The following is a 26264-nucleotide window of genomic DNA, read 5'->3' as shown; positions in this document are numbered from 1 at the left end:
TTTTTTGAGGATTCGCGATTAGTGATTAGAGCTGCATCTCAGGTACATGCTCAGGCACGATAAGCTTGCCGGCCGTCTTCTCGACAATCTCTTCGACGCTTACGCCAGGAGCACGTTCCAGCAGGTGGAAGGCGCCATCTTTGATCTCCAGGAAGGCTAGGTCAGTTAGCACGCGCTTGATACAGCCATAGCCGGTCAGCGGCAGCTCACACTTAGGCAGTAGCTTAGAGTTGCCGTGCTTATCGGCGTGCATCATGGTGACGATAATATTGTCGGCACCGGCCACCAGATCCATGGCGCCGCCCATGCCTTTAATCAGCTTGCCGGGGATCATCCAGGAGGCGATAGAACCTTCCACATCCACCTCGAAGGCGCCCAGCACGGTGAGATCCACATGACCGCCGCGGATCATGGCGAAGCTCTCGGCCGAGGAGAAGAAGGAGGCGCCGGGTACGGCGGTGACCGTCTGCTTACCCGCGTTGATCAAATCTGCGTCTATGGTCTCTTCGGTGGGGAATTCACCCATGCCGAGCAGGCCGTTTTCCGACTGCAGCATCACCTGCATGCCTTCGGGAATATAGTTGGCGACCAGCGTCGGGATGCCAATGCCCAGGTTGACATAAAAACCATCCTGTAGCTCCTGGGAAACACGCTGTGCCAGTTGTTCTCTCGATAAAGCCATGGTGTCTCCTCCCTATTTGCTCTTCACTGTGCGCTGCTCGATACGCTTCTCGAACGTACCTTGGATCAGGCGATCCACATAGATGCCTGGTGTATGGATATGGTCGGGGTCCAGCTCGCCTGGCTCGACGATATGCTCGGCTTCGACCACAGTGATCTTACCGGCCGTGGCCATCATAGGGTTGAAGTTAGCCGCCGTCTTGCGAAACACCAGGTTACCCATGGTATCGGCCTTCCAGGCGCGAACCAGGGCGAAATCTGCGGTCAGCGCAGGCTCCAGCACATAGTGACGACCATCGATCTCACGGGTCTCCTTGCCTTCGGCCACAGGGGTACCGTAACCCGTCGCGGTAAAGAAGGCGGGGATACCGGCGCCGCCGGCGCGGATCTTCTCGGCCAGGGTGCCTTGCGGGGTGAGGATCACGTTGAGCTCACCCGAGAGCATCTGCTGCTCGAAGGTGGCGTTCTCGCCCACATAGGAGGCGATCATTGTGCTGATCTGGCGGCTCTTGAGCAGTAGCCCCAGGCCAAAATCGTCTACCCCGGCGTTGTTCGAGATGGCGGTGAGCCCCTTGGCACCACTCTTGACCATCTGGGCGATCAAGCCTTCGGGAATACCGCAGAGGCCGAAACCACCGACCATGACGGTCATGTTGTCTGTCAGACCTTCCAATGCTTCTTCATAGCTGGCGACCAGCTTATTGAGTCCTGCCATTATCATTATCTCCTTTGAGCGTGAGTCGGGCCTGAGCCCAACCCTATTATTCTGTTAGCGCGCGTGCGACCTTGGCACCGCTGACTCTGCCAAGCGCCTGGCTGATGTTGTTGCCCGCGGTGATCAGGGCGTTAAGATCTATGCCAGTCTCTATGCCCATGCCATGGAGCATGTAGACCAGATCTTCCGTGGCCAGGTTGCCCGATGCGCCTTTGGCATAAGGGCAGCCACCGAGCCCTGCTACCGAGCTGTCGATGACGCTGACACCAGTCTCCAGGCAGGCAAGAATATTGGCTAATGCCTGACCATAGGTGTCATGAAAGTGTAGCGCCAGTTTCTCTACCGGTACCCTGCGCGCGACCGCTTCCACCATTCTAAGGGCATTTAAGGGGGTGCCAACGCCTATGGTGTCACCCAGAGAGATCTCGTAGCAGCCCATTTTGTAAAGGATCTCTGCCACGCGAGCCACTTCCTCGACTTGAATCTCGCCCTCGTAGGGACAGCCCAGCACGCAAGACACATAGCCGCGCACGGGGATCTGTTTCGTCTGAGCCGCCTCCATCACAGGGATAAAGCGCTCGATAGACTCCTCGATAGAGCAGTTGATGTTACGCTGGCTAAAGCTCTGCGAGGCGGCGCCGAAGATGGCCACCTCGTCGGCCCCGGCGTCAAGCGCAAGTTCCAGCCCCTTGAGGTTAGGGGTCAGCGCGCTGTAGACCACGCCCGGGCGTTTGCTGAGCTGGCGGAAGATATCGCCCGAGTCGGCCATCTGCGGCACCCACTTGGGGGAGACGAAACTGCCGGCCTCGATGCGGGTCAGGCCTGCCGCGCCCAGTTGGTCAATTAGAGCTAGCTTGTCGGCGGTGGTGACCGCCTTCTCGTTCTGCAGGCCGTCGCGGGCGCCGACCTCGAAGATGCTGACCTTGCTTGGATAGCTGTTAGTCGCGGACATGGTTAAGCGTCCTCTTTCGCAGTAACTTCGAGCAGCAGGGCACCGTCGCTCACCAACTCGCCTGGCTGGAAGAAGAAGGCAGCGACTTTGCCGTCGAACGGCGCCTCTATGGTGTATTCCATCTTCATCGCTTCCATCACCATCAGGCCTTGACCCGCCTCGACCTCATCGCCCACCTCGACCAGGTGAGTGACGATAGTGCCGTTCATCGGCGCCTTGAGCTTGTCTTCGCTGTTGGCTTGCTCCTCTACGACTTCTGTCTGCAGGGCGCGGAAGTGATAGCTGCCGCTTGGCAGGAAGAGGGTGAAGTCGTCGCCTTCGCGGCTGACGGGGATCTTGCTCTTGTGGCCGTTGATCTCGGCGTGCAGCAGATCTTGCTTCAGCTCGCCGCTCAGGGTCAGCTGTTGATCGTTAAGGTTCAGGTAGTAGCAATCGCCAATCTGGCTTAGGGTCAGGTGCTGCACCTCATGCTCATCGTCCAGCAGGGACAGCTGATGCATGCCGCTGCGGTTGAGCCTAAAGCCGCTCACCTGTCCCCATGGCGAGTAGGGATCCTGGCTGTTGGTGGCGGTAAGCTTGGCTTGTTCCTTCTGGGCGCACAGGTGGTAGAGGGCGGCGAAGGCCAGGGCGCCATTCTGCTCATGGCTGTTGTCGCCATCCAGGTTGGCACCTATCAGGGTGTCGCCATAACGCTCGATAAAGTCTGTGCTGAAGTCTGCCTGGCTGAAGGCCTTGTGCTCGGCGATGTTGGCCAGAAACTCTATGTTGTGCTTGAGGCCGCTGATCTGGTACGACTCCAGGGCGTGCACCAGGCGCTGCAGGGCGCGGGGGCGCGACTCGTCCCAGACGATCAGCTTGGCGATCATAGGGTCGTAGAAGTTACTGATCACATCGTTTTCGCGGATGCCTGAATCGATGCGCACATAGCGGTTCTGCTCCGGCTCACGCAGGAAGTTGAGCTTGCCGCTGGCGGGCAGGAACTCGTTCTGCGGATCTTCGGCGTAGATACGTACCTCGAAGGAGTGGCCGTGGATGCGCACATCCTCCTGGCTCAGGGGCAGCTCGCTGCCGCTGGCAACCATTAGCTGCCACTTGACTAAGTCTTGCCCCGTAACCATCTCGGTCACCGGATGTTCCACCTGCAGACGGGTATTCATCTCCATGAAGTAGAAGCTGTTGCTCTCGTCACTGGCATGGGTGTCCAGTAGAAACTCTACTGTGCCGGCGCCTACATAGTCGATCGCCTTGGCGGCGGCCACGGCGGCCTCGCCCATGGCGCGGCGCAGGCTGTCTGACAGGCCTGGGGCAGGGGCTTCTTCGACCACCTTCTGGTGACGACGCTGAATAGAGCAGTCGCGATCCGACAGATAGATGCAGTTTCCCTGGGTATCGGCAAACACCTGCACCTCGACATGGCGAGGCTGTCTCAGGTAGCGCTCGATCAGCAGCTTGTCGTTGCCAAAGGAAGAGGCGGCTTCGCGGCGCGCCGAGTTGATTGCCTCCAGGGCCTCAGACTCGGACTCGACGATACGCATTCCTTTGCCACCACCGCCGTAGGCGGCCTTGATCAGCTGAGGGAAGCCAATTTCTTTAGAGGCCTTGAGCAGCACCTCGTCGCTCTGGTCGTCGCCGTGATAACCGGGTACCAGGGGCACATTGGCCTTTTCCATGATGATCTTGGCGGCGCTCTTGCTGCCCATGGCATCTATGGCATCGGCGCTCGGGCCGACGAAGGCGATACCCGCTTGTTCACATTGGCGGGCGAAGTCGGCGTTTTCCGACAGGAAGCCGTAGCCAGGGTGAATAGCCTGGGCGCCGCTGCGCTTGGCGATCTCAAGGATTAATTCGCCCTTGAGGTAAGACTCGCTCGGGGCGCTGCCGCCCAGGTAAAAGGACTCATCGGCCATGGCCACGTGGCGGGCGTCCTTGTCGGCGTCCGAGTAGAGGGCGACCGTCTTGATGCCCATGACCTGTGCGGTCTTGATGATTCTGCAGGCGATTTCGCCACGGTTGGCGATCAATAATTTGGTAAACATGTTAGCGTGCTCCCCGAACTGGTAGGGCAATAGGGTCTAAGATGATCTCTGGCTTCATTATGCGTTCCACCTCGGGCTTCTCTTCTCGAAGAAGGCGTTTAGCCCCTCCTGGCCCTCGTCTGAGACGCGAATGCGGGCGATACGCTCGCTGGTGTAGGCCAGGGTCTCCTGATCGATCACACCATCTTCCAGGCGTGACAGCAGGGTCTTGACCCAGGCCATGCCCTGAGGGCTGTTGCCCTTGAGCGCTTTGATGATGGGGGCGCTGGCACCCTCGAGATCATCGTTAATCTCATGGATCACATTGAGCTTAAGTGCGGTTTCGGCGTCGAAACGCTCGGCGGTCAGCATGTAGCGGCGCGAGGCGCGCTGGCCCATGGCGCGTACCACATAGGGGCTGATCACCGCCGGGATAAGCCCTAGCTTGACCTCGCTCAGGCAGAAGCTGGCGCGGCTGTCGGCGATGGCGATATCGCTGGCGCAGATAAGCCCCAGTGCGCCGCCGAAGGCTGCGCCTTGTACTAAGGCCAGGGTCGGCTTGGGGAACTTGTCGAGCTTGTGCATCAGGGTCGCCAGCTCGTTGGCGTCACTCAGGTTCTGCTCAAAATCCATCTTGGCCTGCTTGCGCATCCAGTTGAGATCGGCGCCGGCGCTGAAGTTACGGCCGTTGGCCTTAAGCACCAGCAGCTGACAGCTGTCGTCGGCCGCGAACAGATCTAGGGCGGCGATCATCTCAGCGATCATCACCTCATCGAAGGCGTTATGTTTGTCGGCGCGATCAAGCACCATCTCGCCGACCCCATCGCTTAGGGCGCAGCTTAAGTATTCAAAATCTTGCGTAATCGTTTGGCTTGTCATGGTCTACTTCCTTGCCTCTGCGTTATCGATTGTTGACTTAGCGGCGCATTACATGCGGAACACGCCAAACTTGGTGTCTTCAATCGGCGCATTGAGCGCCGCAGAGAGGGCAAGGCCGACCACGTCACGGGTCTGGGCCGGATCGATAATGCCATCGTCCCACAGGCGCGCGCTGGCATGATAAGGATGTCCCTCCTTGTCATACTGAGCCACGATCGGGGCGCGGAAGGCGGCCTCATCTTCGGCCGGCCAGTCCACCCCTTTGCGGGCCAGACCGTCGCGGCGCACGGTCGCCAGTACCCCGGCTGCCTGCTCGCCGCCCATGACCGAGATGCGGGCGTTAGGCCACATCCACATCATGGTAGGTTCGAAGGCGCGGCCACACATGCCGTAGTTACCGGCGCCGTAAGAGCCGCCGATGATCACGGTAAACTTAGGCACGGTCGCGCAGGAAACCGCAGTCACCATCTTGGCGCCATGTTTGGCGATCCCTTCATGCTCATACTTCTTACCCACCATGAAGCCTGTGATGTTTTGCAAAAACAGCAGTGGGATCTTGCGCTGACAGCAGAGCTCGATGAAGTGAGCGCCTTTTTGCGCCGACTCGGAGAAGAGGATGCCGTTGTTGGCGACGATACCAACTGGGTAGCCGTGGATGCGGGCGAAACCGCACACCAGGGTGGCGCCATAGTTGGCCTTGAACTCGTCGAAGTCTGAGTCGTCAACGATGCGGGCGATAACTTCTTTGACATCGAACGGCTTCTTCAGATCTGTACCCACTATGCCGTAGAGCTCGTTGATATCGAACTTAGGCGGCTTGACGGGGCTCAGCTGGCTGGCGATCTGCTTGTTGTGATTGAGGCGAGTCACCGACTTGCGCGCCAGCTCAAGGGCGTGCTCATCGTTTTGCGCCATATGGTCGGCCACGCCCGAGATCTTAGTATGCACCTCGGCGCCGCCCAGCTCTTCGGCCGAGACCTCTTCGCCGGTGGCGGCCTTCACCAATGGTGGGCCCGCCAGGAAGATGGTGCCCTGTTCCTTGACTATGATCGACTCATCGGCCATGGCGGGCACATAGGCGCCGCCCGCGGTACACAGGCCCATCACCACGGCGATCTGTGGAATGCCCTTGGAGGACATCTTGGCCTGGTTATAGAAGATGCGACCAAAGTGGTCTCTGTCGGGGAACACCTCGTCCTGGCGCGGCAGGTTAGCCCCGCCCGAGTCCACCAGATAGATGCAGGGCAGGTGACAGCGCTCGGCGATCTCCTGAGCGCGAAGGTGTTTCTTCACCGTCAGCGGATAATAGGTTCCGCCTTTCACCGTGGCGTCGTTGGCGATGATCATGCTCTCGACGCCGCTGACGCGGCCGATACCGGCGATGATACCCGCGGCCGGTACCACGTCGTCATAGACTTGGTAGGCGGCAAACTGGGAGATCTCCAGAAACGGCGAGCCGGGATCCAGTAGCTTCTCGACACGCTGACGTGGCGACAGCTTGCCACGGGAGAGATGGCGCTCCATGGCGACGGCGCCACCGCCTTGTTCGATTTCAGACAGTTTTAACTTGAGATCGGCGACCACCTGGCTCATCTGTTGATGCTTGGCCTTAAACTCGTCGCTGCGGGGATTGATTTGACTGCTCAGTTGCGTCACGGCTTGGTTCCTTTTAAGACTGTGGTGAACGGGAAGTGGCGATAGCCCGCCCGAGGCCGGACTGGGTCCGGCCTACTCTACGCATTCGACTATTTCGACTCGTTGAACAGCTCGCGGCCGATCAGCATGCGACGGATCTCTGAGGTACCGGCGCCAATCTCGTAGAGCTTGGCATCGCGCAGCAGGCGACCCGTGGCGTATTCGTTGACATAACCGTTGCCGCCCAGCAGCTGGATGGCATCCAGCGCCATCTTGGTAGCCAGCTCCGCGCTGTAGAGGATGGCGCCGGCGGCGTCTTTACGTGTGGTCTCGCCGCGATCGCATGACTTGGCGACGTTATAGACGTAAGACTTGGCGGCGTTCATGCCTGTGTACATGTCGGCAAGCTTGCCCTGTACCAGCTGGAACTGACCGATAGACTTGCCGAACTGCTCACGCTCGTGAATGTATGGCACGACGATATCCATACAGGCGGTCATGATCCCCAGTGGGCCGCCAGAGAGTACCACGCGCTCATAATCCAGACCGCTCATCAGCACCTTAACGCCGTTGTTAAGGCCGCCTAGGATGTTCTCTTCAGGCACTTCACAGTCTTCGAACACCAGCTCACAGGTGTTAGAGCCGCGCATGCCCAACTTGTCCAGCTTCTGCGCCTGGCTGAAGCCCTTGAAGCCGCGCTCGACGATGAAGGCAGTGATGCCGTGTGGCCCCTTGTCCATGTCTGTCTTGGCGTAGATCACATAGGTGTCGGCGTCTGGACCGTTGGTGATCCACATCTTGTTGCCGTTGAGGATATAACGGTCACCCTCTTTGCGGGCGCTTAGCTTCATAGAGACCACGTCTGAACCCGCGTTAGGCTCACTCATCGCCAGGGCGCCGATATGCTCGCCGCTCACCAGCTTAGGCAGGTACTTGGCTTTTTGTTCGGCATTACCGTTACGGTTGATCTGGTTAACACACAGGTTTGAGTGCGCACCATAGCTTAGGCCGATAGAGGCCGAGGCGCGGGAGATCTCCTCCATGGCGACCACGTGGGCCAGGTAACCCATGTCTGCTCCGCCGTACTCTTCGGGCACAGTCACCCCAAGTAGGCCCATCTCGCCCAGCACGGGCCAAAGCTCGTTAGGGAAGGCGTTTTCCTGATCCACCTTGGCGGCGATAGGAGCGATTTCGTTGGCGGCGAAGCTGCGTACTGCGTCACGCAGCATGTCGATATCTTCGCCGAGGCCGAAGTTGAGAGAGGAGTAGAGTTGAGTCATTGTTTTATCCTACAGGTCAGATGCTTTTATAATTTTTTATCAGGCCGGTTTACCCAGCCTTGCTTGTGTTCAATTTGTTGCTGCGTTAACTCGATATGGTCTGTGCCCGGCCTAGGCGCGTTTTTGCTGCTCCAGGGCGGCGCGGCACTGCTGCTCGGCGGAGTTGAGCTCCATCAAGACCACCTTGATGTCGTCCATCTGCTGCTGCAGGGCCGATTTCTTCTCTTCCACCAATTCCAGCATGGTGTGAAGCTGGGTACTGCTGTTTTTGTCGGCGTCGTAGAGCTCGAACAGACGGCGGGTTTCGGCGAGCGAAAAGCCCAGACGTTTACCCCTTAAGATCAGCTTGAGACGAACGCGATCTTTCAGGCCATAGATGCGGGTTTGCCCGCGGCGCTTAGGTTTCAGCAGCCCCTGATCTTCGTAGAAACGGATACTACGGGTAGTAATATCGAACTCCTTCGACAGGTCGCTGATAGAGTAGGTGGTCTGTGGACTGTGTTTGTCACTCATCGAAAAAATACCATATTGATTAACTTTCCTAGCACGATATATGAAGTTTACGTAAAGGTAAAGATTTTAGGTGGCGCTAATGGTCCATTTGGCTGTAAAAATCGCACGGAAAACTGGTGAAATAACCGCCAGCCGCGGGTTTGGGGTGAGGTAAGGGAAGTTGCGCATAAGTCCTCGTGGCACTCTGGCTTACACAGCGATTGGCGTTCAAGGCGTCTGACTGAAGGCATGCCGGGGCCTGGCAAAGTCAGATAACGCAGAGAGCCGGTTGCTGTGAAAGCCCCGAAGGGCGTAGTTTACAGGTCAGACTGCTGTGTTGTGCTTCTTGCAAAGGACTTAGGCCATTTGCCGCGAACCACGCCTTGCATTCAGGCCTGTAAGCCGACGCAGAGCACACAGGGGACTTGTTCGCACCTTCCTTATGCAAAGGTCTAATGGGAAAAGTGCAACTTGGCTCCATAATGTGATCTATGGCGCATAAGCCAAATCGTATGGAAGGGGAAGCCGATATGTCGACCGTGAGTGGCGGGCGCATGTCATTCGGAGAAGATCACATGAAGGATTTGCATAATCAGTTACACCAGGAATCTATCGATAATCCTAACGCCTTCTGGGGCGAGGCCGCCGGGGCCTTAGCCTGGGACAAGACGTTTGACAGGGTACTCGATGACAGTCAGGCACCTATGTATCGCTGGTTTAGCGGCGGGCAGCTCAATACCTGTTATAACGCGGTCGACAGACACGTAGAGGCCGGGCGCGGCGAGCAGGTGGCGATTCAATATGTGAGCCCGATTACGGGCACAGAATATGGGATCACCTACAACGAGCTGCAGGCCCAAGTGAGCCGATTGGCGGGCTACATGGCTAGCCAGGGCGTGGTCAAAGGCGACAGGGTGATCATCTATATGCCCATGGTGCCAGAGACCGCCTATGCCATGCTGGCCTGTGCGCGACTCGGCGCGATTCATTCTGTAGTGTTCGGCGGTTTCGCCGCCAACGAGCTAGCGACCCGAATCGATGATGCCAAGCCAAAGATGATCCTCTCCGCCTCCTGCGGCGTTGAGCCGTCGGGCGTGGTGGCCTACAAGCCGCTGCTGGACGATGCGCTCTCGCAGGCCGCTCACAAGGTGGAGCAGTGTGTGATCCTCAATCGTCCTCAGCTGCAAGCAGACTTAGTCGATGGCCGTGATGTCGACTGGCTGGGGGCCATGGCCGATGCACCAAATATCGAGTGTCAGACGGTAGAGGCGACCGATCCCCTTTATATCCTCTATACCTCGGGCACCACGGGGCAGCCTAAAGGGGTGGTGCGGGACAATGGCGGCCATGCGGTAGCACTCGCCTGGTCGATGAAGCATATCTATGATATCGAGCCGGGAGATGTCTTCTGGGCGGCCTCGGATGTGGGCTGGGTGGTTGGGCACTCCTATATTGTCTATGGTCCCTTACTGGTTGGCGCTACTACGGTGCTGTTCGAGGGTAAGCCTGTGGGCACGCCGGATCCCGGTATCTTCTGGCGCACCATAGCCAAATATAATGTGAAGAGTTTCTTTACCGCGCCGACGGCGATCCGCGCCATCAAACGCGACGATCCCGAGGGCGATTACCTTAAGGATGTGGACCTTAGCTGTCTCGGCACTTTGTTCCTCGCCGGCGAGCGCTGCGATCCCGATACCCTGCACTGGGCCGAGCAGCAGCTCGACAAGCCGGTGATCGACCACTGGTGGCAGACGGAAACCGGCTGGCCGGTCGCCGCCAACCTGATGGGCACGGCGCCGGTACCGGTTAAGGCCGGCTCACCTGCCAAGGCAGTGCCTGGTTATGATGTGCAGGTGCTCGATGAGATGGGCGATATCGTGGCGCCGGATCAGTCGGGCAACGTGGTGATCAAGCTGCCGCTGCCGCCGGGCACGCTGACGACCCTGTGGCAAAACGAGGGACGCTACAAGGAGAGCTACCTCTCCATGTATCCGGGATATTACCTCACAGGGGATGCTGGCTATATGGATGATGAGGGCTATCTCTATATCATGAGCCGCATCGACGACATCATTAATGTGGCCGGTCACCGTTTGTCGACAGGACGCTTCGAAGAGGTGCTGTGTCAGCATGAGGCGGTGGCCGAGGCGGCGGTGATTGGGGTGGACGACAAGCTCAAGGGGCAGGTGCCGCTGGGTCTGGTGGTGCTGAAGAAAGGCTGCGATCTCAGCGACGAGCAGCTCTACAAGGAGCTGATCGCCCTGGTGCGTGAGCAGATTGGCCCCGTGGCCGCCTTTAAGCTGGTGAGCGCCGTGCCTAAGTTGCCTAAGACGCGCTCGGGTAAGATACTGCGCGGCACCATGCGTAAGATTGCCGACAATCAAGAGTTCAAGATGCCGGCAACCATAGAAGATCCCTACACCCTAGAGCTGGTGCGCAACGCCCTGACCCGCATGGGTTACGCCGACGCCCACGTCTAGCGTGTCGCCGACTCGTTATTAAAAAGGGCCCCAGGGCCCTTTTTTGTTGCATGCTTCTCGCTACTTGCGGGCGTCTGGTCTGCGCTTATGGCTTTAAGTACTGTCTTAAAGAAATGGCTTAAAGTAATGGCATAAAGTAATGGCTTAGTCGCAGAGCTTAAGTTAGTGGCTTAAATAAGATCACAAACGAAATAGCCAAACCGCTAATATTCATAGATTTACCTATGAAAATACTTGCCAAAATAGACTCATCTATCGAACATAGCGGGGTATTCGGCGCAGCCTATGAGTCGCGGCCTCCTGGTTTTAGAAAGGTCTGGGGAAAACCTGGCGAAGCGCAAGTTGGTCAAGGAGTGAGGAAAAGGATCTTGGTAAGGGAAGTTGAGAGTAAGGGAAGTGGAGAGTAAGGGAAGTGGAGAGTAAGGGATGAAGGCGAAAGGATTACTGGCGGGTATCGTTGCCGTGGCGTTAGTGGTGCTGAGCGCTGTGGGGCTTAGCGTGAAAATGGTGGCATTCACTAAAGACTATGTTGACTTCGAGAAGCTTGAAAAGATCGATGGCCGCTTTCATCTGCGTGGTGAGGCCGAGCCCTATAGTGGGAATGCGAAATTTTTCGGCGATGAAGGCTGGCTAAAACAGCAAGCCATGCTCAGTCAAGGCAAGCTTAACGGCGAGCTGCAGGACTTTTATGAGAGCGGTACGGTTCAGGCGATCACGCATTATGTCGATGGTCAGATAACGGGTGTTACCCGTGTCTATCTGGAAGATGGCACCCTGAATAAGGAGATCCCCTATCAAGATGGGCTGAAACAGGGCACAGAAAAACACTATGGCTTCGAGGGAGGCCTGCTGTCTGAGTCCATCGAATATCGCCAGGGCAAGCGTAACGGCTGGAGCACGAGTTACTGGGATCCAGACAGATTAAGGAATCGCATCCATTATGTGGACGACCTGCGTGACGGCCTGTGGCAGCAATACAGCTTCGGCAAGGTGGTGGTAGAAGGCACCATGGTCGAAGACAAGGAAGAGGGCGAGTGGCGCACCTATTTTCAGGATACCGACATCTTGCAGGGGATCGCATACTTCAAGGCGGGTCAGCTCCACGGTGAGGTGACCGAGTTTTACGAGAATGGCGCCAAGGAGTGCATCGAATATTATGCGGCAGGCAGTAAGGTTGGCACCTGGACACGTTTTTATGATGATAGCAGCCTGGAGCAGGTGAAAAACTACCGTAATGACAAGCTAGAGGGCAGCTATCGCGAATATTTCCGCGGTGGTCTGCTTGCCGTAGAGGGGCAATACCGAGATGGCGAGAAGGTCGGTATATGGCGCCGATTCAGCCCGAATGGTGAGCTACTCTCCGAGCATGAGGAGCAGAGGGTCAGGCTGGAAGCGGACATAGCTGTGAGCGACGAGTAAGGCGCTATTTTGTAAGGAATGAGTGAGGCATTAAATATGGAAGTGATTTTTATCAAGGGAGATGGCCGCTACGGCAGGCTCTGCTGCGTGCGAAAGGACGCCAGTCGCACCGAGACTCAGATGCCGGAGCAGGGAATCGCGCCCCACGACATGATCCATTACGTGGTGGAGAAGACCCTGGGCATAGGCGGCGCCTTCTATGGTCAGCTAAAGGCCGGCGCCAACATCAGCTTTACCCTGGAGCATAATCAGCTGTCGAGGCAGATAGCCGATAAGACCCAGGTGTGGCAGACAGAATCTATGGTGGAGGCACTGCAGTCGCTCTATTGGTCGCAGGAACTCAACTACGAGGGCTTCTGTTATCTGCTGGCCCAGAGCTGTGAGCAGCGAGGGCTAGCCATTCCCCTAGTGAGTGAGCATGAGTTCAGGCTGATAATCGATGAGATCACCGAGCTTACCCGCCATTGGCAGGCCCTAACACAGGGGCAGAGCATGACGCTAGTCTTCTAGCTGGCTCTTATAGATGAAGGCTGCTAGCCCCTTGTATTAGCCCCTTGTATTAGCCCCTTGTATTAGCCCCTTGTATTAGCCCCCTGTATTAGCAGGGGTCTGTCATGGGCGATTGCCGAGGGATCAAAGCCTGCTCAGGGTTTCAGCCGTAAGTTTTGCGCGATAAATCTTGAGGCGCAAATCCTGTCATTGAAATATGGCTTTAAGCTGTCGTATGCTGGGACCAAGATTGTTTTTCAAGAGGTTGGGGAAATGAAGAGTAAGTATTTAGGGATTGTCCTGTTGGTTATCGGCGTGGCCTTGGTATGGTGGGGCTACAACATCTACGATTCTACCAGTTCGCAGATCACCCGCGCGGTTAACGGCGACACCCCCATAGAGGCTTGGGCCGGCATGGTCGGCGGCGTCATCTGCGTGCTGATTGGCCTGCTGAAATTGAAATAGCCCTTGGGTTCCAGATGACGCTTATCCAAACAGGGATAAAGCGCATGTTAGATGAAAAGCCTGCTTGATGCAGGCTTTTTTCTTTTGCAGGGAGCTTATTTTACAGGAAGTCTCTTTCCAGGGAGTTTCTCTTGCTTCAAATAAGCTGGGCAGATCCTTTGCCCTTAGGCCGAGCGGGGTTTAGGCCTAATTTTTCCAAATTTTAGAAACGGTAGCTCGCCATCAGGTTGGCCGACCACTGATTGCGTGAATCGGTAATGGGCGAGTCGGCAATCTCCTTGCTCAGGCGGGTGTAGCTGGTCTGCTGGGTAATGCGCCAGTTGCTCGAGAGCGGCAGTATCAGCTGGTAGCCAATGTCATAGTTAACGCCAGCCTTAGCCTCGTACTGCGCACGCTTAGGCAGAGCCTCTTTCTTGCTGACGCCAAAGTAGTGATCGTTAAACTTGGCGCTGTTGTAACTCACCCCCACAAACGGCACCAGATCCAGACGGCCGAGGTTGAGGATCTGCTGATAGCGCACACCCGCCACATAGCCTTTATATTCGCCACTGATATCGTGCTGGAAGTTGGTGGAGAGGACGCCGCGCGGCCCCACCTTGATATCCATGTTCAGGCCCAGATCCACGCTGATACGACGCTCTTCCATGCCGGCCAGCACCTTAGACACATCTTTATCGAGCCAGAGGCCGTTACCTGTCAGATAGGTGCTGAAGGTAATGGCGTCTCTGTCTTTACCATAGAGGCGGTAGTTGATGCCCTTGTCCAGATCTGCGTTGAAGCGATCGCCGTGGTAGCCCACATTCACGCGGGGGCCGAAGCGGTTGTGGTCGCCGAAGGCAAATTTGTAGTCGTTCTTCTGTTCTTTGATGATGTCTGAGTTATAGCCGGCGCCAAACTCGACCACCCAGCCTCTGCTGTGATAGACCTGACCATTGCTGATATAGGTGTCCGACTCGGCGGCCTGGGCCAGATTGATGCTGCCAAGGGCAACTAGGGCTAAGGGAAGGTAATTCATTGCTCACTCCACTTTGAAGGTTTTCATTGGTTGAGGGCAATGTACTCGCTGGGCACTTAGATAAGTATCATGAGTTTGTAAGCCTGTGTCGCCTTTGTGTATGGCGTGGCTTAAATACCCAAGACTTTGTTGTATAAAGGTAAAAAAGACCGGCCCAATGGAGCCGGTCTTTGTGGCGTTATCTTGTGAGGTGAATGCCTACAGCTTAACCACCATCTTACCGCGGTTCTTGCCTTCGAACAGGCCGATAAAGGCCGCCGGAGCGTTGTCGAGTCCCTCGTAGATGGTCTGCTCGGCCTTAACCTTACCGCTGGCCAGCCACTGACCCATCTGCTTGGCGAACTCACCATAGTGTTGCCAGTGCTCGAACACGATAAAGCCTTCGACTCTGAGCTTCTTCATGATGATATAGGCCAGGTTGCTTGGGCCCGGGGTCGGCTTAGTGTCGTTGTACTGGGCGATCATGCCACATACGGCGATACGGCCATGGTCGTTCATGTTGTCCAGTGCCGCGGCCAGATGCTCGCCACCGACGTTTTCAAAATAGACATCAACGCCTTGTGGCGCGGTGTCCTTCAACGCCTGACTCAGGTTGGGTGTGGTCTTGTAGTTGATCACCTGCTCGATTCCCATCGCCTTGAGGGCCTCAGCTTTTTCATCCGAGCCGACCGAGGCAACCACCTTGGCGCCCATCAAGAGGCCTAGCTGACAGGCGACGCTGCCCACCGCGCCCGAGGCGGCCGAGACAAACAGGGTCTCGCCTTCCTTCAGCTGGGCGATACGGTTAAGGCCGGTCCAGGCGGTCATGCCAGGCATGCCCATGACGCCGAGGAAATGAGATTCAGACAAAGGAGTGTCCGGTAGTAGGGTATGATCTGCACCGTCGGTGACATAGTGGCTGCGCCAGCCCTTCATGCTGCTGACCTTGCTGCCCACGGGGAAGCCATCATGGTTCGACTCGATTACCTCACCTATGGCGCCGCCTTCCAGCACTTCGCCCAGGGCGAAGGGGGCGATATAGCTCTCTCTGTCTATCATGCGGCCGCGCATGTAGGGGTCGACCGACATCCATAGGTTCTTGACCAGGAATTCGCCCGGCTTGAGCGCCGGAAGTTCGACCTGCTTAAGGCCAAAGTTGGCTTGGGTTGGCATGCCTTCGGGGCGGCTGGCCAGTGTTATCTCTTGTGCTTGCATGGAATTAACCTCTTTTTGCTTTGTGCGCTAACTAATTGTGGTAGACTCTACAAACAAATTGAGTACAATGCAAATGCTTTGTGCGCAAAGTAATGTGTTTTTAATGTCCGCTCCTTGCCCCTGAATTCTGTTAAGATAGCCGCCCTAAAGCTTGAGGCAGCTAGCACAAGCGAGCAAGGCGCTGAAATCTTAAGTCGTAGCGCATTAAGTCATAAGGCGTTAAGTCATTAAGTTGCACATTAAGCGGTAGCGCATTGAGCAAAAGTTGAGTAACAGTTAAGTCAGATAGATGGGTAAGACTATGAGTAAGCAGATGAGTGAAGCAGAGACAGCAGTAGAAACTGAAGGGGCGCAATGCCTGTCGGATAATGTCTGCTTCGCCCTCTATACCGCCGCCAATGCCTTGGTGCGTGCCTATCGTCCCTTGCTGCAAGAGTGCGATCTGACCTATCCGCAATACCTGGCGATGCAGGCGCTATGGCTCAAAGATAACGCTAGCCTAACGGATCTCTCCCAAGCGACACGGCTGGATCTCGGCACCTTAACCCCTATTGTTAAGCGCCTGGAGGCTAAGGGGCTGGTGGTGCGTCATGTGGACAGCCGGGATGAGCGCAAGAAGGTGATTCAGGTGACTCAGGCCGGCGAGGCCCTAAAGCAAGAGGCGCTGGCGCTGAAGCAGCAGCTGCTGGAGAAGGTGAGCGTGTCGGACATTGAGCTGGAACAGCTAAGGCAAGTTTGTCTGACCCTGACCCATGAGCTCAACCAGAAATAGTCGATTCAGCAAGCTATTCAGGTGCTTGATGGCGCTACCTTTTAAATAAGAAAACACTGTTCTGCACAGCGGCCAGTAAGCCTGGACTTTTCCTAGTAATTAACTTACCAACTTTTGTATAATCGCGACCAATTTCGTGCCTATCGACTATGTGGCTCGCAGTTGAAGCAATTGAGCGATTTAAGCTTATGATTTGACTCAGATAGTCCAGACTATAATAAAGGATAGGTGTTGACAATCTCAGTTTCCCATGGGGAAAAATCTCATGCAAAATCACTCAGACCTCCTCGACATAGGCGTGATAGGCCTAGGCGTTATGGGCAAAAATCTGGCGCTTAACATTGCCGACAATCGCTACCGCGTCGCCGCCTTCGATCTCGACTCAGCCAAGCGAGATGCCCTGCTTGAGCAGGAGCAAAAAGAGCGCCCTGCCGATCAAGTCCAGCGCATCCTAGGATGTAGCAATCTTTCAGAAATGTTATCCAGTCTCGCAAAACCTCGGGTGTTGGTCCTGTCGGTTCCTGCCGGTGCGCCGGTGGATGGCGTCTGTAATGCCCTGCTTGAGGCCGGGATAGAGCAGGACGATATCGTGGTGGATACGGGCAACAGCTTGTGGACAGATACCGTGGCCCGCGAAGCCCAATATCAAGACAAGTTTATCTTCTTTAGCTGCGCCATCTCAGGCGGCGAGATGGGTGCCCGCTTCGGGCCCTCTCTGATGCCGAGCGGTGACATCAAGGCCTGGGACAGAATCAAGCCCATCTGGGAGGCGATTGCCGCCAAGGTAGACCCTAAGACAGGCCTGCCCATCGAGCGCCAAGAGCCGGGTAACCCTGTGACCGAGGGCGAGCCATGCACCACCTACATAGGTCCTGCAGGCGCCGGTCACTATGTGAAGATGGTGCATAACGGCATCGAATACGCCGACATGCAGTTGATCTGCGAGGCCTATCAGCTGCTGAGCGATGGTCTTGGGCTGAGCGCCGCCGAGGTGGGTGAGATCTTCGCGCGTTGGAACCATGGCAGTCTCAATAGCTACCTGATGGAGATCAGCGCCGATGTGCTGTCACAGGCCGATCCCCTAACCGGTAATCCGCTGGTGGAGATGATTCTGGATAAGGCGGGTCAGAAGGGCACCGGTCTCTGGACCGCAGTCAGCAGTCTGCAGATTGGCTGCCCTGCGCCGACTATCGCCGAGGCTGTATACGCCAGGGCGGTGAGCACCCAGAAGCAACAGCGTCAGCAGCTGAGCCTGTTGCTGGCTGGCCCCGAGCCGCTGACATTGAGCGGTGATGAGCGCGCTGCCTTTATCGATGAGCTGGAAAACGCCCTCTACTGCGCCAAGATCGCTTGTTATGCCCAGGGTTTCCAGCTGATGGCGATGAATGCTCAGGAGCGCGGCTGGCGGTTGGATTTTGCCGAAATCGCCAAGATCTGGCGCGCCGGGTGTATCATTCGCGCCACCTTCCTGCAATCGATCACCCAGGCCTATCAAGAGGCGCAGAAGGTGGGTGAGCCTCTCGACAACCTGCTGATGGCCGAGACCTTTAGCCTGGCCTTGTCGGCCAAGCAGCAAGACTGGCGCCGCGCGGTGGCAAGGGCCATCATGAGCGGCGTGCCCGTGCCTTGTATCGGCTCGGCGCTGGCCTACTACGACAGCTACCGCAGCGAGACCCTGCCGGCCAATCTGCTGCAAGGTCAGCGGGACTTCTTCGGCGCCCATACCTTCGAGCGTATCGACAAGCCCGCCGGTGAGAAATATCACCTCAACTGGAGCCATAGCGAGCGCACGCTGGAGAAGCTCTAGTGCTTCATTAAGCTTCAATAGAAAAGAAAAACCGCTAGCGATTGACTAGCGTTTTTTTTATCTCGGCGCTGTGGTCGCCTAGCCCTGACAGCCACCGCTCTCGTAGCAGCTTGGCTTGCGCGGACAGTTGGCGCCACGGGAACAGATGAGCCTAGCCTCGCTGTCGATGCCGCGCTCCACCCAGTTGATGTTGAGGATCTTGGCCACACGCTTGATATCCGTCTTGATGTTGCTGGGCAGGGGCGCCGAGCCGCCATTGTCCACACAGACCTCTTTGAGTTGCTGCGCTACCTGGTTGGCATCGCCGCCCTGGGCCTCGATGGCCGGGTTAAGGTCGATACCGGCGCAGAGCACATGGGGATTGCCCGCCAGGTCTTTCACCCGAATTGATTCGCAGCAGTAGATCTTGGGCTCGTTGGCCACATCCAGGATGGAGATCTGCGCCGAAGAGCCCTGAGTCGAGGCGTTGATCATCCTAAACACCGCCCAGTGCTGGCAGGGATCTTCCACCTTGCGCATGTTGCCCCAGGGCAGGGGAATACCGTTGCCGCGATACACGGCCTTGAGCTTACCGGGCGAATAGGCATCGAAATAGTGCCAGTGGCTGTAGGGGGAGACCGCCGTCATGCGGCGCATAGCCACCGAGGGGGAGACATCCACCAATTTGGCCACATCAATCTCATAGCCGTGACGGTCGAGCAGCTGCCTGAACGGCACCTTAGGGCAGAGCAGGGCACCGGCGAAGAAGCTGGACTCGAAGTCCCGCCAGGCATGCAGGATATCCTGGGCGTCCACTGTCGAGGATTGCCCACGATTGTCCGCCTCATCCACCAGGCTGGTGCCATGGCTGCGTCCGGCCACCATGATACTTTTTAAACCGTCTTTATTGTGCAGCACGCTGTGGCCGATATGGACCGCCAGGTCGTACTTGAGGCGGCGGGTATGCTGGTTGAGTAGCTGGTTGAGGCAGATCTTGTTGGGCTGCTCGAAATAGGAGGTGATGATGTGCTGCTTGCCGGCGCCCGCCTCTTCGCGGATCGCCTTGGGCGCGCGGGTAAACCATTTCACCACCAGACCGAGACGCTGGACTATGGCCAGCAGATCATCGAGGCTCAGGGGCATGCGTTTGAGCCCCACCTCTTCGGCGGCGCGCTCGAGATCGGGAAAATGATTCTGATGATGTTCCTGATGGGCGCGGATCAGCAGGTGCGCAAATTGCCGGCCGCTGATCCCTGTCTGGGAAAGCATCTCAGGGATGGCGATCTGCAATATCTCGTTGGAAAACAGGAAGCTTGGCTCCAGCGCCATGCCACTGATCCCGCCGCGAGACCCCTTGACCGGGGTGATCGCCTGCTCCTCGGGAGCGTCGTCGAGAAACCAATCCACCTCCTTTTGAAACACGGCGGCGATCACCGCCAACATGCCGGCACTGGGCACGCGCTTGCCGCGCTCTATCATGGAGAGGTAGGAGACAGAGGGCGCCGAATCCGCATCCACCCTGACACAGCGGGCCGATAGGTCTTCCATGGTTAGATTATTACGTTTCCTGAGATTGCGTATCTTAGTGCCCAGGAAATGCGATTTTCTCATCAAGCTGCTATTGGTCTTCATTTTGTAAAATTCACACTGTGAAATTTCTATTGTGAAATTGTAATGAAAAAGCCGCTAGACTACAAATTAAGCAATCGGGGAAGCGACAAATCCCTTAGAGCGCCACTTAAAGCTGTAGGGCAAAGATGTCATCAGCGAGTCAAACATAGCGATAGATAGCATAAGTGAGAGGGATGAGGCGATGAATATACAGACAGAACAACTTGACCAGAGTATTTACAACTTCATCAAGCAGGTAATGCCTATGACACAGATTAACGGAAACAATGCGCTGGCACCTCAGATGCAACAAGATGGCATGACCTATGCCAAGCAGATCTTGGATCAGTACTTTCCACTGAGTCAGGGCTCTCACCAGGATGTCTGCAGCTATGTGATCTACTACAAGCAGCTACTGGCCTTCTTCGCCGATGGCAGCCAGAGTGGTCTGGCACAGCCCAAGCAGTTTGTGGCCCTCTCTGGTCATAAGTGCGAGCCAAGCTCTCTGGTGTTGAAAAATAACGGTTTCCATATCGAGATCGCGCTGGATCGCCGCGGCGAGCAGGGACGTCACGATCTGGCCGGTATCAACGATGTACAAGTCGAGGCGGCGCTGATGACTATCGTCAATAGCGAGCAGAGCCCTTGTCAGCGTACCTGGACCAGCCTGGTCACGGGTCAGGCAGATCAACACTGTAAAGAGTTCACCTCGAAAGACGGGAGCGAATACTGCCTCTAAATTGTGTGATGACTCGCCATAAAAAATGCCAGCAGCTGCTGGCATTTTTTATGGCTATGTCGGTTTCCCGCTTTAGGCTAAGGCGAGTCCCAGGCTGAACAGTGCGCTGAAGATCACCGTGAGTTTCGCCGTGCGTCCCAGCAGCGGGTTTAACGCCGCCCCCGAGGTTTGGCTAAATTCGCTGTTGAGTTTGCGCGCCAGGACTAGCGACAGGCCACCGAGCAGCACAGGCAGGCCGGGTAAGGTCCCAAGCAGAAAACCGCCAATGACGAGGGCGAACGGCAGATAGACAAGCGCCTGATACAGGACTCTGGCCTGACCTTCACCTATCTTAACCGCCAGGGTGCGCTTGCCCGCCTTGGCATCTGTTGGGATGTCGCGGGTGTTGTTTACCAGCATCACGGCGGCGTTAAACAGGCCGATGGCGCTGCCTAAGATCCAGGCGGCGACACTGGTGTCATGGGCCTGAAGGTAATAGCTGCCCACCACGGCGACCAGGCCGAAGAAGATAAAGGCGGCAACCTCACCCAGACCATGGGAGGCCAGCGGGTAGGGGCCGCCACTGTAACCCAGTGCGCCCAGGATGGAAGCCGCGGCTAGGATGGCGATGGGCCAGCCACCATGATAGATGAGCAGCGAGCCCACCAGCAGCGCCAGCAGCAGACAGGCGATCATGGCGTTGCGTACCTTGCTTGGGTCGAGCAGGCCACTCTGGGTGACGCGCACCGGGCCGAGTCGCTCCTCGGTGTCGATACCGCTCTTAAAATCGAAGTAGTCGTTCGCCAGGTTAACGGCGATCTGCAGCAGCAGGGCGCACAACATTGAAGTTGCGGCGATGAGCCAGCTAAATTGTGTCAGTGACAGGGCAAGGGCATTACCGACTAAGATAGGGCCAATGGCTGCGGGAAGAGTACGTGGGCGTGTCGCCAGGATCCAGGGATTCATTATCTGCGTTCGTAATTATTAGGTAGGGACTGAGCTAGGCTCGAAAATATAGCCCAAGCATAGCAAAAAAGCCCAAGTCGATGAAGCGCTTGCATTAGCATTATGTGAACAGCCTCGTTTTATTTTTCTGGGAGCTTTAGCCTAATACTCAGAGCCTTTAATAAAGCTTAAACGTATTGTTAAAATTTTGTGTAATTTTGACGCGGCGCACATCTTTGCGGCGCCTTTCCTTCAAATCTGTTGCCAGCCTCAAAGAACTCTTGCCAGACATGTGCTGTTATAGCTGTCTGACTGTGAGATTCTGCTGGGAATGTTTTAAGCTTATCTAATTAATTTATATAGGTTTTATAAATTTAGCACTTGGCTTAATTAGGGCGTTTCGGCGGCGAGAGACAAGGATCAGGATGATGCGTTTTGATGAACAGGTTGCTGTCGTCACAGGAGCGGGGGCTGGCTTAGGACGAGCCTATGCGATCGCCTTAGCCGAGCGCGGGGCGCGCTTGGCCATTATCGATTCGGGCTGCGGCGATAGTCGCTGCCAGACTTATGCAGGCGCAGGGCTCAACAAGACCGCCCGTACCCTGGCCGAACTGGGCGCCGACTGCCTTAGCTTCCAGTTGGATGTTACCGACAGTCAGGCCCTAAAGAGCGCGATAGAGACGGTACTCAAGCGTTGGGGGCGCATAGATATCGCTATCAATAACGCTGGCATCCACGCGCCAGTCTCCTTCGATAGCCTGAGTTTCGAGCAATGGCAGCGGCAGCTGGATGTGGATCTCAACGGCAGTTTCCATCTGACCAAGTTGGTGTGGCCGCAGATGAAACGGCAAAACTATGGCCGTATCGTCATGACGGCCGGGGCCAGCGGCCTCTATGGCGACATGCATGAAACCTCCTACAGTGCCAGCAAGATGGCGCTCGTCGGCCTGGTCAACAGCCTGGCCAAGGAGGGGCGCGACTACAATATCTCGGTCAATACCCTGGTGCCACAGGCCTTAACCGCCATGACGGCGCATCATCTCAGCCCTCTGGTGAAGCCGCTGTTTAGTACCTCTTCGGTCAATGCCACACTGCTGTATCTCTGCTCATCGAGGGCCTGCAGCGGTCAGCACCTGCTGGCTGCGGCCGGTAGTGTGAGCCACGGGATGTTTGTCGAGTTTCAGCCGCTGCGTATAGTGGAAGATGGCTGCAAGCCCGAGGTGATTGCTCAGCGCTGGGATGAGCTGTACCGGGCTCAGCCCTATCATTTTCATGAGTCTGGCGAAGAGCAGGTGACCGCCTGGGCGAGACGCAGCGCCGCCGAGCACCACGTGGATATAGAGTAGGCCCAGATAATGGAGAGATAACGAAGAGATGGCGAATCGGTGACAAATTGCCGCAGGAACCACCAGGAAAGTTTAACTGCCCTAGCAAGATAAGGGGAATCTAAGGTAAGCTTGACGACCAATATTGATGAGTTATCGGTGAGGTTGCATGAGTCAGGTGTTAGATGATCTGTTATCCCTTTTATCGCTGGAACAGATAGAGGTAGGCCTCTATCGGGGTCAGAGCCAAGATCTGGGCTTCGGCCATGTGTTTGGCGGACAGGTCATGGGCCAGGCCCTTAGCGCCGCGGCGCAAACCGTCGACAGCGAACGTCAGGTACACTCCTTCCACTCCTATTTCTTGCGCGCCGGTGATGAGAAACAACCCATAGTCTATGACGTAGAAAATATGCGAGACGGCGGCAGCTTTAGTGCCCGCCGGGTGAAGGCGATTCAGAAGGGCAGACCCATCTTCTACATGACCTGCTCCTTCCAGAAGCCGGAGCAAGGGTTAAATCACCAGAGCAAGATGCCGGATGTGCCGGGCCCTGAGGGCCTGCTCAATCAGCAGGAGCTGGCCTCGACCCTGAGGGACAAGGTGCCTCGCAAGGTGCTGGAGAAGTTTATGGCGGACTCGCCGCTTGAGATGCGCCTGGTTAATCCATGTAATCCTATGGAACCCAACCAGAGCGAGCCCATCAGGCATGTGTGGATCCGCGCCAATGGCAAGGTGCCCAAGGATCTCTCGGTGCATGAGTATCTGCTGGCCTACGCCTCTGACTTTAATTTCCTGGTGACGGCGGCGCAGCCCCACGGCGTCTCCTTCTTAACCCCTGGCATGCGCATGGCCACCATAGATCATGCCATGTGGTTCCACCGTCCGCTGGATCTCAGCCAGTGGCTGCTCTATAGCATAGATAGCCCTAATGCCGGTGGCGGACGCGGCTTTGTGCGCGGCGAGTTTTACACCCAGAGTGGTGAGTTGGTGGCCTCGGCGACCCAGGAAGGCTTGATTCGATTAACACAGGGATAAACGAACAGTGAGTGAAAGGTTGAATGTGATGAAGATGAAAATGAAAGCCATATTGGCGTCTTTACTGCTTATTATGTTGGCGGGTTGTGTGACGGTAGAACCTGAGCCACCGATTTTCGTCAACGGCGCCGCCGGTTATCTGGAGAAGATTAACCTGCCGCAAGGCAGTAGCATTACCATAGCGGTGATCGATCTCGACACCCCGGGTGCCATTATTGCCCAGAAGAGCTTCGATATCGCCAGGGCGCCTGTGCCCTTCAAGTTTGCCTTCGCCCGCGAGACCATAGACAAGAGCGTCAACTATGGTGTGGTCGCCATGATCCAGTATCAGGGTAAGGTGATCTTCCAGACCTACGACAGGTTCCCGGTGATCAACAATGGCAAATACACCACGGAAGTGGTGATGAAGCTGGTCAAATAAGCTGGTCAAATAAGCCAAGCAGTTAACGAACAGATAAGGGAGCCTCAGGGCTCCTTTTTTATGCCCTTATTTTGCCTCTAATTTATCACCCGATTTTTGCTTCAAGTTATCTCCTCATGTCGGGCGTCGTCTTTGCTCTTATATCTATTAACTTGAGTAAATTTCAGCCAGGCGCCCTAATATGACCCTTGATTAAATATATTTTATCCAATAGGGTGAGGTGATAATAATAACAAATCAAGGAAGAACAGATGCAGTTTATCGGCAGTCATCATCTTATCGGTAGCTTGCCCGGCGCCGAAGTGCAGGGCACTGGATCTCAGGATCAGCGTGAGCAGCATAATAGTTGGCTGCATGCTAGTTGGCAGGATCCTGAAGCTCAGGAACCCCTGTTTGCCAGCCTGGTACTGCTCAGCCTGGCGATACTGTGTCTCATATTCGCCATCTCTGCGGCAGGTTAGCCGAGTCTAGTCAATTTGAGTTTATAGTCTCAAGCCGGGTCTCTCAGCATAACCGCCTTATTTTTGTTATCTAAGGGGGGCAGCTAGGGATTGTTATCTGAGGTTCGTTATCTTATGCGTGTCATCTAGATAGTGGCATCTCAAGCGTGTCATCTCGAGCTTGGCATTTAGAGTGTGTCATCTAAAAAGTGTCTCCTTAGCTTTGCCATCTCGAAGCTGCGAAAACAGGCGCCTCTTATTATTAGTGGCGTATTTCTAGCGGCTTATTCATAGCGCCGTATTCCTAGCGGTGTATGTCTCGCGCCATATTCCTTGCGCCGCCCCAGGCTATCAAAGTTACCCGGTCAGCTTGATGCGCTAACCCCACCATCTTATACCAGCCAAATTTGCTGTGCGTCTCTAGGCCGGTATTGCTTGCTCACTTCTCCCGTTCGCAAAGTTTCCCTCAGCAGTTTTTTAAGAGACGTATGCTTAAATGCAGCGCCATTTTATATCATGTTATCAGATTGTTAATGATTGAATTTGGCCGAGATCGGTTTGGTTGATCAACAAGTGATCGATGCGGATATGGGTCACGGAAATTAAAGGGGCATTATCAATATTTGTTTATTTGCTGTGATCTGGATCGCGCCTAGCTATACAAAAAGGGGTATTACTCTGGCTTATTGATTTGGATCAAGAACTTCTTGATGTCTATCTGGCAGGATACGCGCAAATGTAAGGATTTTGATAATAAAAACAACGTTAACTGTTGTATTAATGGAGTAGTATGATGAAAAAAACTATCGTTTCAGGTCTGATCGCTGCCGCCCTACTGTCTACTGGATTTGCCGCTTCTGCTCACCAAGCTGGTGACATCATCGTTCGTGCCGGTGGTGTTGTTGTTGCCCCTAATGAGTCGAGCGAAGATGTCGCTGGTTTTGGCGAATTCAACATCAGCAGCAATACGCAGCTGGGTCTGAACTTCGGTTACATGCTGACCGACAACATTGGTATCGAGTTGTTGGCCGCTACCCCTTTTAGCCATGACGTATCGCTAAAAGGCGTTGGTAAAATTGCCGAGACCAAGCACCTGCCACCTACCTTAGTGGCTCAATATTACTTTGGTTCGGCGGATTCTAAGCTGCGTCCTTATATCGGTGCCGGTGTGAACTTCACTAACTTCTTCGACAGTGAATTTACCAATGACCTCGATGGTGCATTGACCGACCTTAGCCTAAGCAACTCTTGGGGCTTAGCGGCGCAAGCGGGTATCGACTACCAAGTGAACAAGAACTGGTTGGTTAACGCCTCAGTGTGGTACGCCAAGATCAATACCGATGTGAACTTCAAGCTTGCCGGTCAAGCGGTTAGCATCGAAACCGATATCGACCCTTGGGTTTACATGGTGAGCGTAGGTTACACCTTCTAATCTCGCTAAATATCGAAAATAAAGAGGAGCCAATCGGCTCCTTTTTTCATGTCTGCTTTTTAACTTTCTG

General features: G+C 55.7%; 24 protein-coding genes. 12 read left to right on the top strand and 12 right to left on the bottom strand.

Annotated elements, in window-relative coordinates:
- Nucleotides 1-25: 25 nt before the first annotated feature.
- The 8 genes from K0J45_RS13255 to K0J45_RS13220 form a co-directional block, all read right to left on the bottom strand.
- Nucleotides 26-682 (bottom strand): 3-oxoacid CoA-transferase subunit B, encoded by a 657-nt coding sequence (locus K0J45_RS13255; RefSeq protein ID WP_011866373.1) that lies wholly within the window; start codon nucleotides 680-682, stop codon nucleotides 26-28.
- A gap of 12 nt (nucleotides 683-694) precedes the next feature.
- Nucleotides 695-1396, bottom strand: coding sequence for a CoA transferase subunit A (locus K0J45_RS13250; RefSeq protein WP_144200389.1), 702 nt, complete (start codon nucleotides 1394-1396; stop codon nucleotides 695-697).
- Between the two features lie 46 nt (nucleotides 1397-1442).
- On the bottom strand, nucleotides 1443-2348 hold the full coding sequence (locus K0J45_RS13245; protein WP_220042905.1) for a hydroxymethylglutaryl-CoA lyase: 906 nt from the start codon (nucleotides 2346-2348) through the stop codon (nucleotides 1443-1445).
- A 2-nt stretch (nucleotides 2349-2350) separates the two neighbouring features.
- Nucleotides 2351-4384 carry an acetyl/propionyl/methylcrotonyl-CoA carboxylase subunit alpha gene (locus K0J45_RS13240; protein ID WP_220042904.1) on the bottom strand — a complete coding sequence of 678 codons (2034 nt, stop codon included), beginning with the start codon at nucleotides 4382-4384 and terminating at the stop codon, nucleotides 2351-2353.
- Nucleotides 4385-4441: 57 nt separating this feature from the next.
- A complete protein-coding gene (locus K0J45_RS13235; protein WP_160794536.1) occupies nucleotides 4442-5242 on the bottom strand; it encodes an enoyl-CoA hydratase-related protein in 801 nt (266 codons plus the stop codon).
- A gap of 48 nt (nucleotides 5243-5290) precedes the next feature.
- Nucleotides 5291-6898: a carboxyl transferase domain-containing protein gene (locus tag K0J45_RS13230; protein ID WP_220042903.1), complete on the bottom strand. Its 1608-nt coding sequence runs from the start codon at nucleotides 6896-6898 to the stop codon at nucleotides 5291-5293.
- Between the two features lie 89 nt (nucleotides 6899-6987).
- Entirely contained in the window at nucleotides 6988-8157 is a 1170-nt protein-coding gene (locus K0J45_RS13225; protein ID WP_011866367.1) for an isovaleryl-CoA dehydrogenase, read from the bottom strand.
- A gap of 111 nt (nucleotides 8158-8268) precedes the next feature.
- Nucleotides 8269-8670, bottom strand: a complete 402-nt coding sequence (locus K0J45_RS13220; RefSeq protein WP_220042902.1) for a MerR family transcriptional regulator — start codon at nucleotides 8668-8670, stop codon at nucleotides 8269-8271.
- Nucleotides 8671-9224: 554 nt separating this feature from the next.
- Between K0J45_RS13220 and K0J45_RS13215 the strand changes: the two genes are divergently transcribed.
- From K0J45_RS13215 to K0J45_RS13200, 4 genes are all read left to right on the top strand, one after another.
- Nucleotides 9225-11129 (top strand): propionyl-CoA synthetase, encoded by a 1905-nt coding sequence (locus tag K0J45_RS13215; RefSeq protein ID WP_220042901.1) that lies wholly within the window; start codon nucleotides 9225-9227, stop codon nucleotides 11127-11129.
- Nucleotides 11130-11555: 426 nt separating this feature from the next.
- The gene (locus K0J45_RS13210) at nucleotides 11556-12548 is read left to right on the top strand and encodes a toxin-antitoxin system YwqK family antitoxin (protein WP_220042900.1); all 993 of its coding nucleotides are present in this window, start codon (nucleotides 11556-11558) and stop codon (nucleotides 12546-12548) included.
- Nucleotides 12549-12584: 36 nt separating this feature from the next.
- Nucleotides 12585-13058, top strand: coding sequence for a cytoplasmic protein (locus K0J45_RS13205; RefSeq protein ID WP_220042899.1), 474 nt, complete (start codon nucleotides 12585-12587; stop codon nucleotides 13056-13058).
- Between the two features lie 252 nt (nucleotides 13059-13310).
- Complete coding sequence (locus K0J45_RS13200; RefSeq protein ID WP_220042898.1) at nucleotides 13311-13502, top strand: DUF3185 family protein; 192 nt, start codon at nucleotides 13311-13313, stop codon at nucleotides 13500-13502.
- Between the two features lie 202 nt (nucleotides 13503-13704).
- Here the strand turns inward: K0J45_RS13200 and K0J45_RS13195 are convergent, their stop codons facing one another.
- A complete protein-coding gene (locus tag K0J45_RS13195) occupies nucleotides 13705-14517 on the bottom strand; it encodes a MipA/OmpV family protein (RefSeq protein ID WP_220042897.1) in 813 nt (270 codons plus the stop codon).
- A gap of 198 nt (nucleotides 14518-14715) precedes the next feature.
- On the bottom strand, nucleotides 14716-15711 hold the full coding sequence (locus K0J45_RS13190; RefSeq protein WP_220042896.1) for an NADP-dependent oxidoreductase: 996 nt from the start codon (nucleotides 15709-15711) through the stop codon (nucleotides 14716-14718).
- Between the two features lie 301 nt (nucleotides 15712-16012).
- Here K0J45_RS13190 and K0J45_RS13185 point away from each other — a divergent pair, with 301 nt between their 5' ends.
- Entirely contained in the window at nucleotides 16013-16483 is a 471-nt protein-coding gene (locus K0J45_RS13185) for a MarR family winged helix-turn-helix transcriptional regulator (RefSeq protein ID WP_220042895.1), read from the top strand.
- Nucleotides 16484-16748: 265 nt separating this feature from the next.
- Nucleotides 16749-18290, top strand: a complete 1542-nt coding sequence (gnd, locus tag K0J45_RS13180) for an NADP-dependent phosphogluconate dehydrogenase (protein WP_220042894.1) — start codon at nucleotides 16749-16751, stop codon at nucleotides 18288-18290.
- 78 nt (nucleotides 18291-18368) lie between these two features.
- Here the strand turns inward: gnd and K0J45_RS13175 are convergent, their stop codons facing one another.
- Nucleotides 18369-19901, bottom strand: a complete 1533-nt coding sequence (locus tag K0J45_RS13175) for a DUF3612 domain-containing protein (protein WP_220042893.1) — start codon at nucleotides 19899-19901, stop codon at nucleotides 18369-18371.
- A gap of 181 nt (nucleotides 19902-20082) precedes the next feature.
- On the opposite strand from K0J45_RS13175, the gene K0J45_RS13170 reads away from it, so the two are divergent.
- Complete coding sequence (locus K0J45_RS13170; protein WP_220042892.1) at nucleotides 20083-20619, top strand: aldolase/citrate lyase/malate synthase family protein; 537 nt, start codon at nucleotides 20083-20085, stop codon at nucleotides 20617-20619.
- A 72-nt stretch (nucleotides 20620-20691) separates the two neighbouring features.
- Here K0J45_RS13170 and K0J45_RS13165 read toward each other — a convergent pair whose 3' ends face one another.
- Nucleotides 20692-21564, bottom strand: a complete 873-nt coding sequence (locus K0J45_RS13165) for a 1,4-dihydroxy-2-naphthoate polyprenyltransferase (RefSeq protein ID WP_011866355.1) — start codon at nucleotides 21562-21564, stop codon at nucleotides 20692-20694.
- 407 nt (nucleotides 21565-21971) lie between these two features.
- Here K0J45_RS13165 and K0J45_RS13160 point away from each other — a divergent pair, with 407 nt between their 5' ends.
- The 5 genes from K0J45_RS13160 (at nucleotide 21972) to ompW (ending at nucleotide 26194) form a co-directional block, all read left to right on the top strand.
- Nucleotides 21972-22889, top strand: coding sequence for an SDR family NAD(P)-dependent oxidoreductase (locus tag K0J45_RS13160; RefSeq protein ID WP_220045307.1), 918 nt, complete (start codon nucleotides 21972-21974; stop codon nucleotides 22887-22889).
- Nucleotides 22890-23037: 148 nt separating this feature from the next.
- The gene (gene tesB / locus K0J45_RS13155; protein WP_011866353.1) at nucleotides 23038-23901 is read left to right on the top strand and encodes an acyl-CoA thioesterase II; all 864 of its coding nucleotides are present in this window, start codon (nucleotides 23038-23040) and stop codon (nucleotides 23899-23901) included.
- 28 nt (nucleotides 23902-23929) lie between these two features.
- A complete protein-coding gene (locus tag K0J45_RS13150; RefSeq protein ID WP_220042891.1) occupies nucleotides 23930-24322 on the top strand; it encodes a YbaY family lipoprotein in 393 nt (130 codons plus the stop codon).
- A gap of 251 nt (nucleotides 24323-24573) precedes the next feature.
- Complete coding sequence (locus tag K0J45_RS13145) at nucleotides 24574-24783, top strand: hypothetical protein (protein ID WP_220042890.1); 210 nt, start codon at nucleotides 24574-24576, stop codon at nucleotides 24781-24783.
- 769 nt (nucleotides 24784-25552) lie between these two features.
- Nucleotides 25553-26194: an outer membrane protein OmpW gene (gene ompW, locus K0J45_RS13140; protein WP_011866351.1), complete on the top strand. Its 642-nt coding sequence runs from the start codon at nucleotides 25553-25555 to the stop codon at nucleotides 26192-26194.
- Nucleotides 26195-26264: the final 70 nt, after the last annotated feature.

This window comes from Shewanella alkalitolerans (assembly GCF_019457575.1).
GTDB lineage: Bacteria > Pseudomonadota > Gammaproteobacteria > Enterobacterales > Shewanellaceae > Shewanella > Shewanella loihica.
This window is presented reverse-complemented; position numbering and strand designations above follow the sequence as displayed.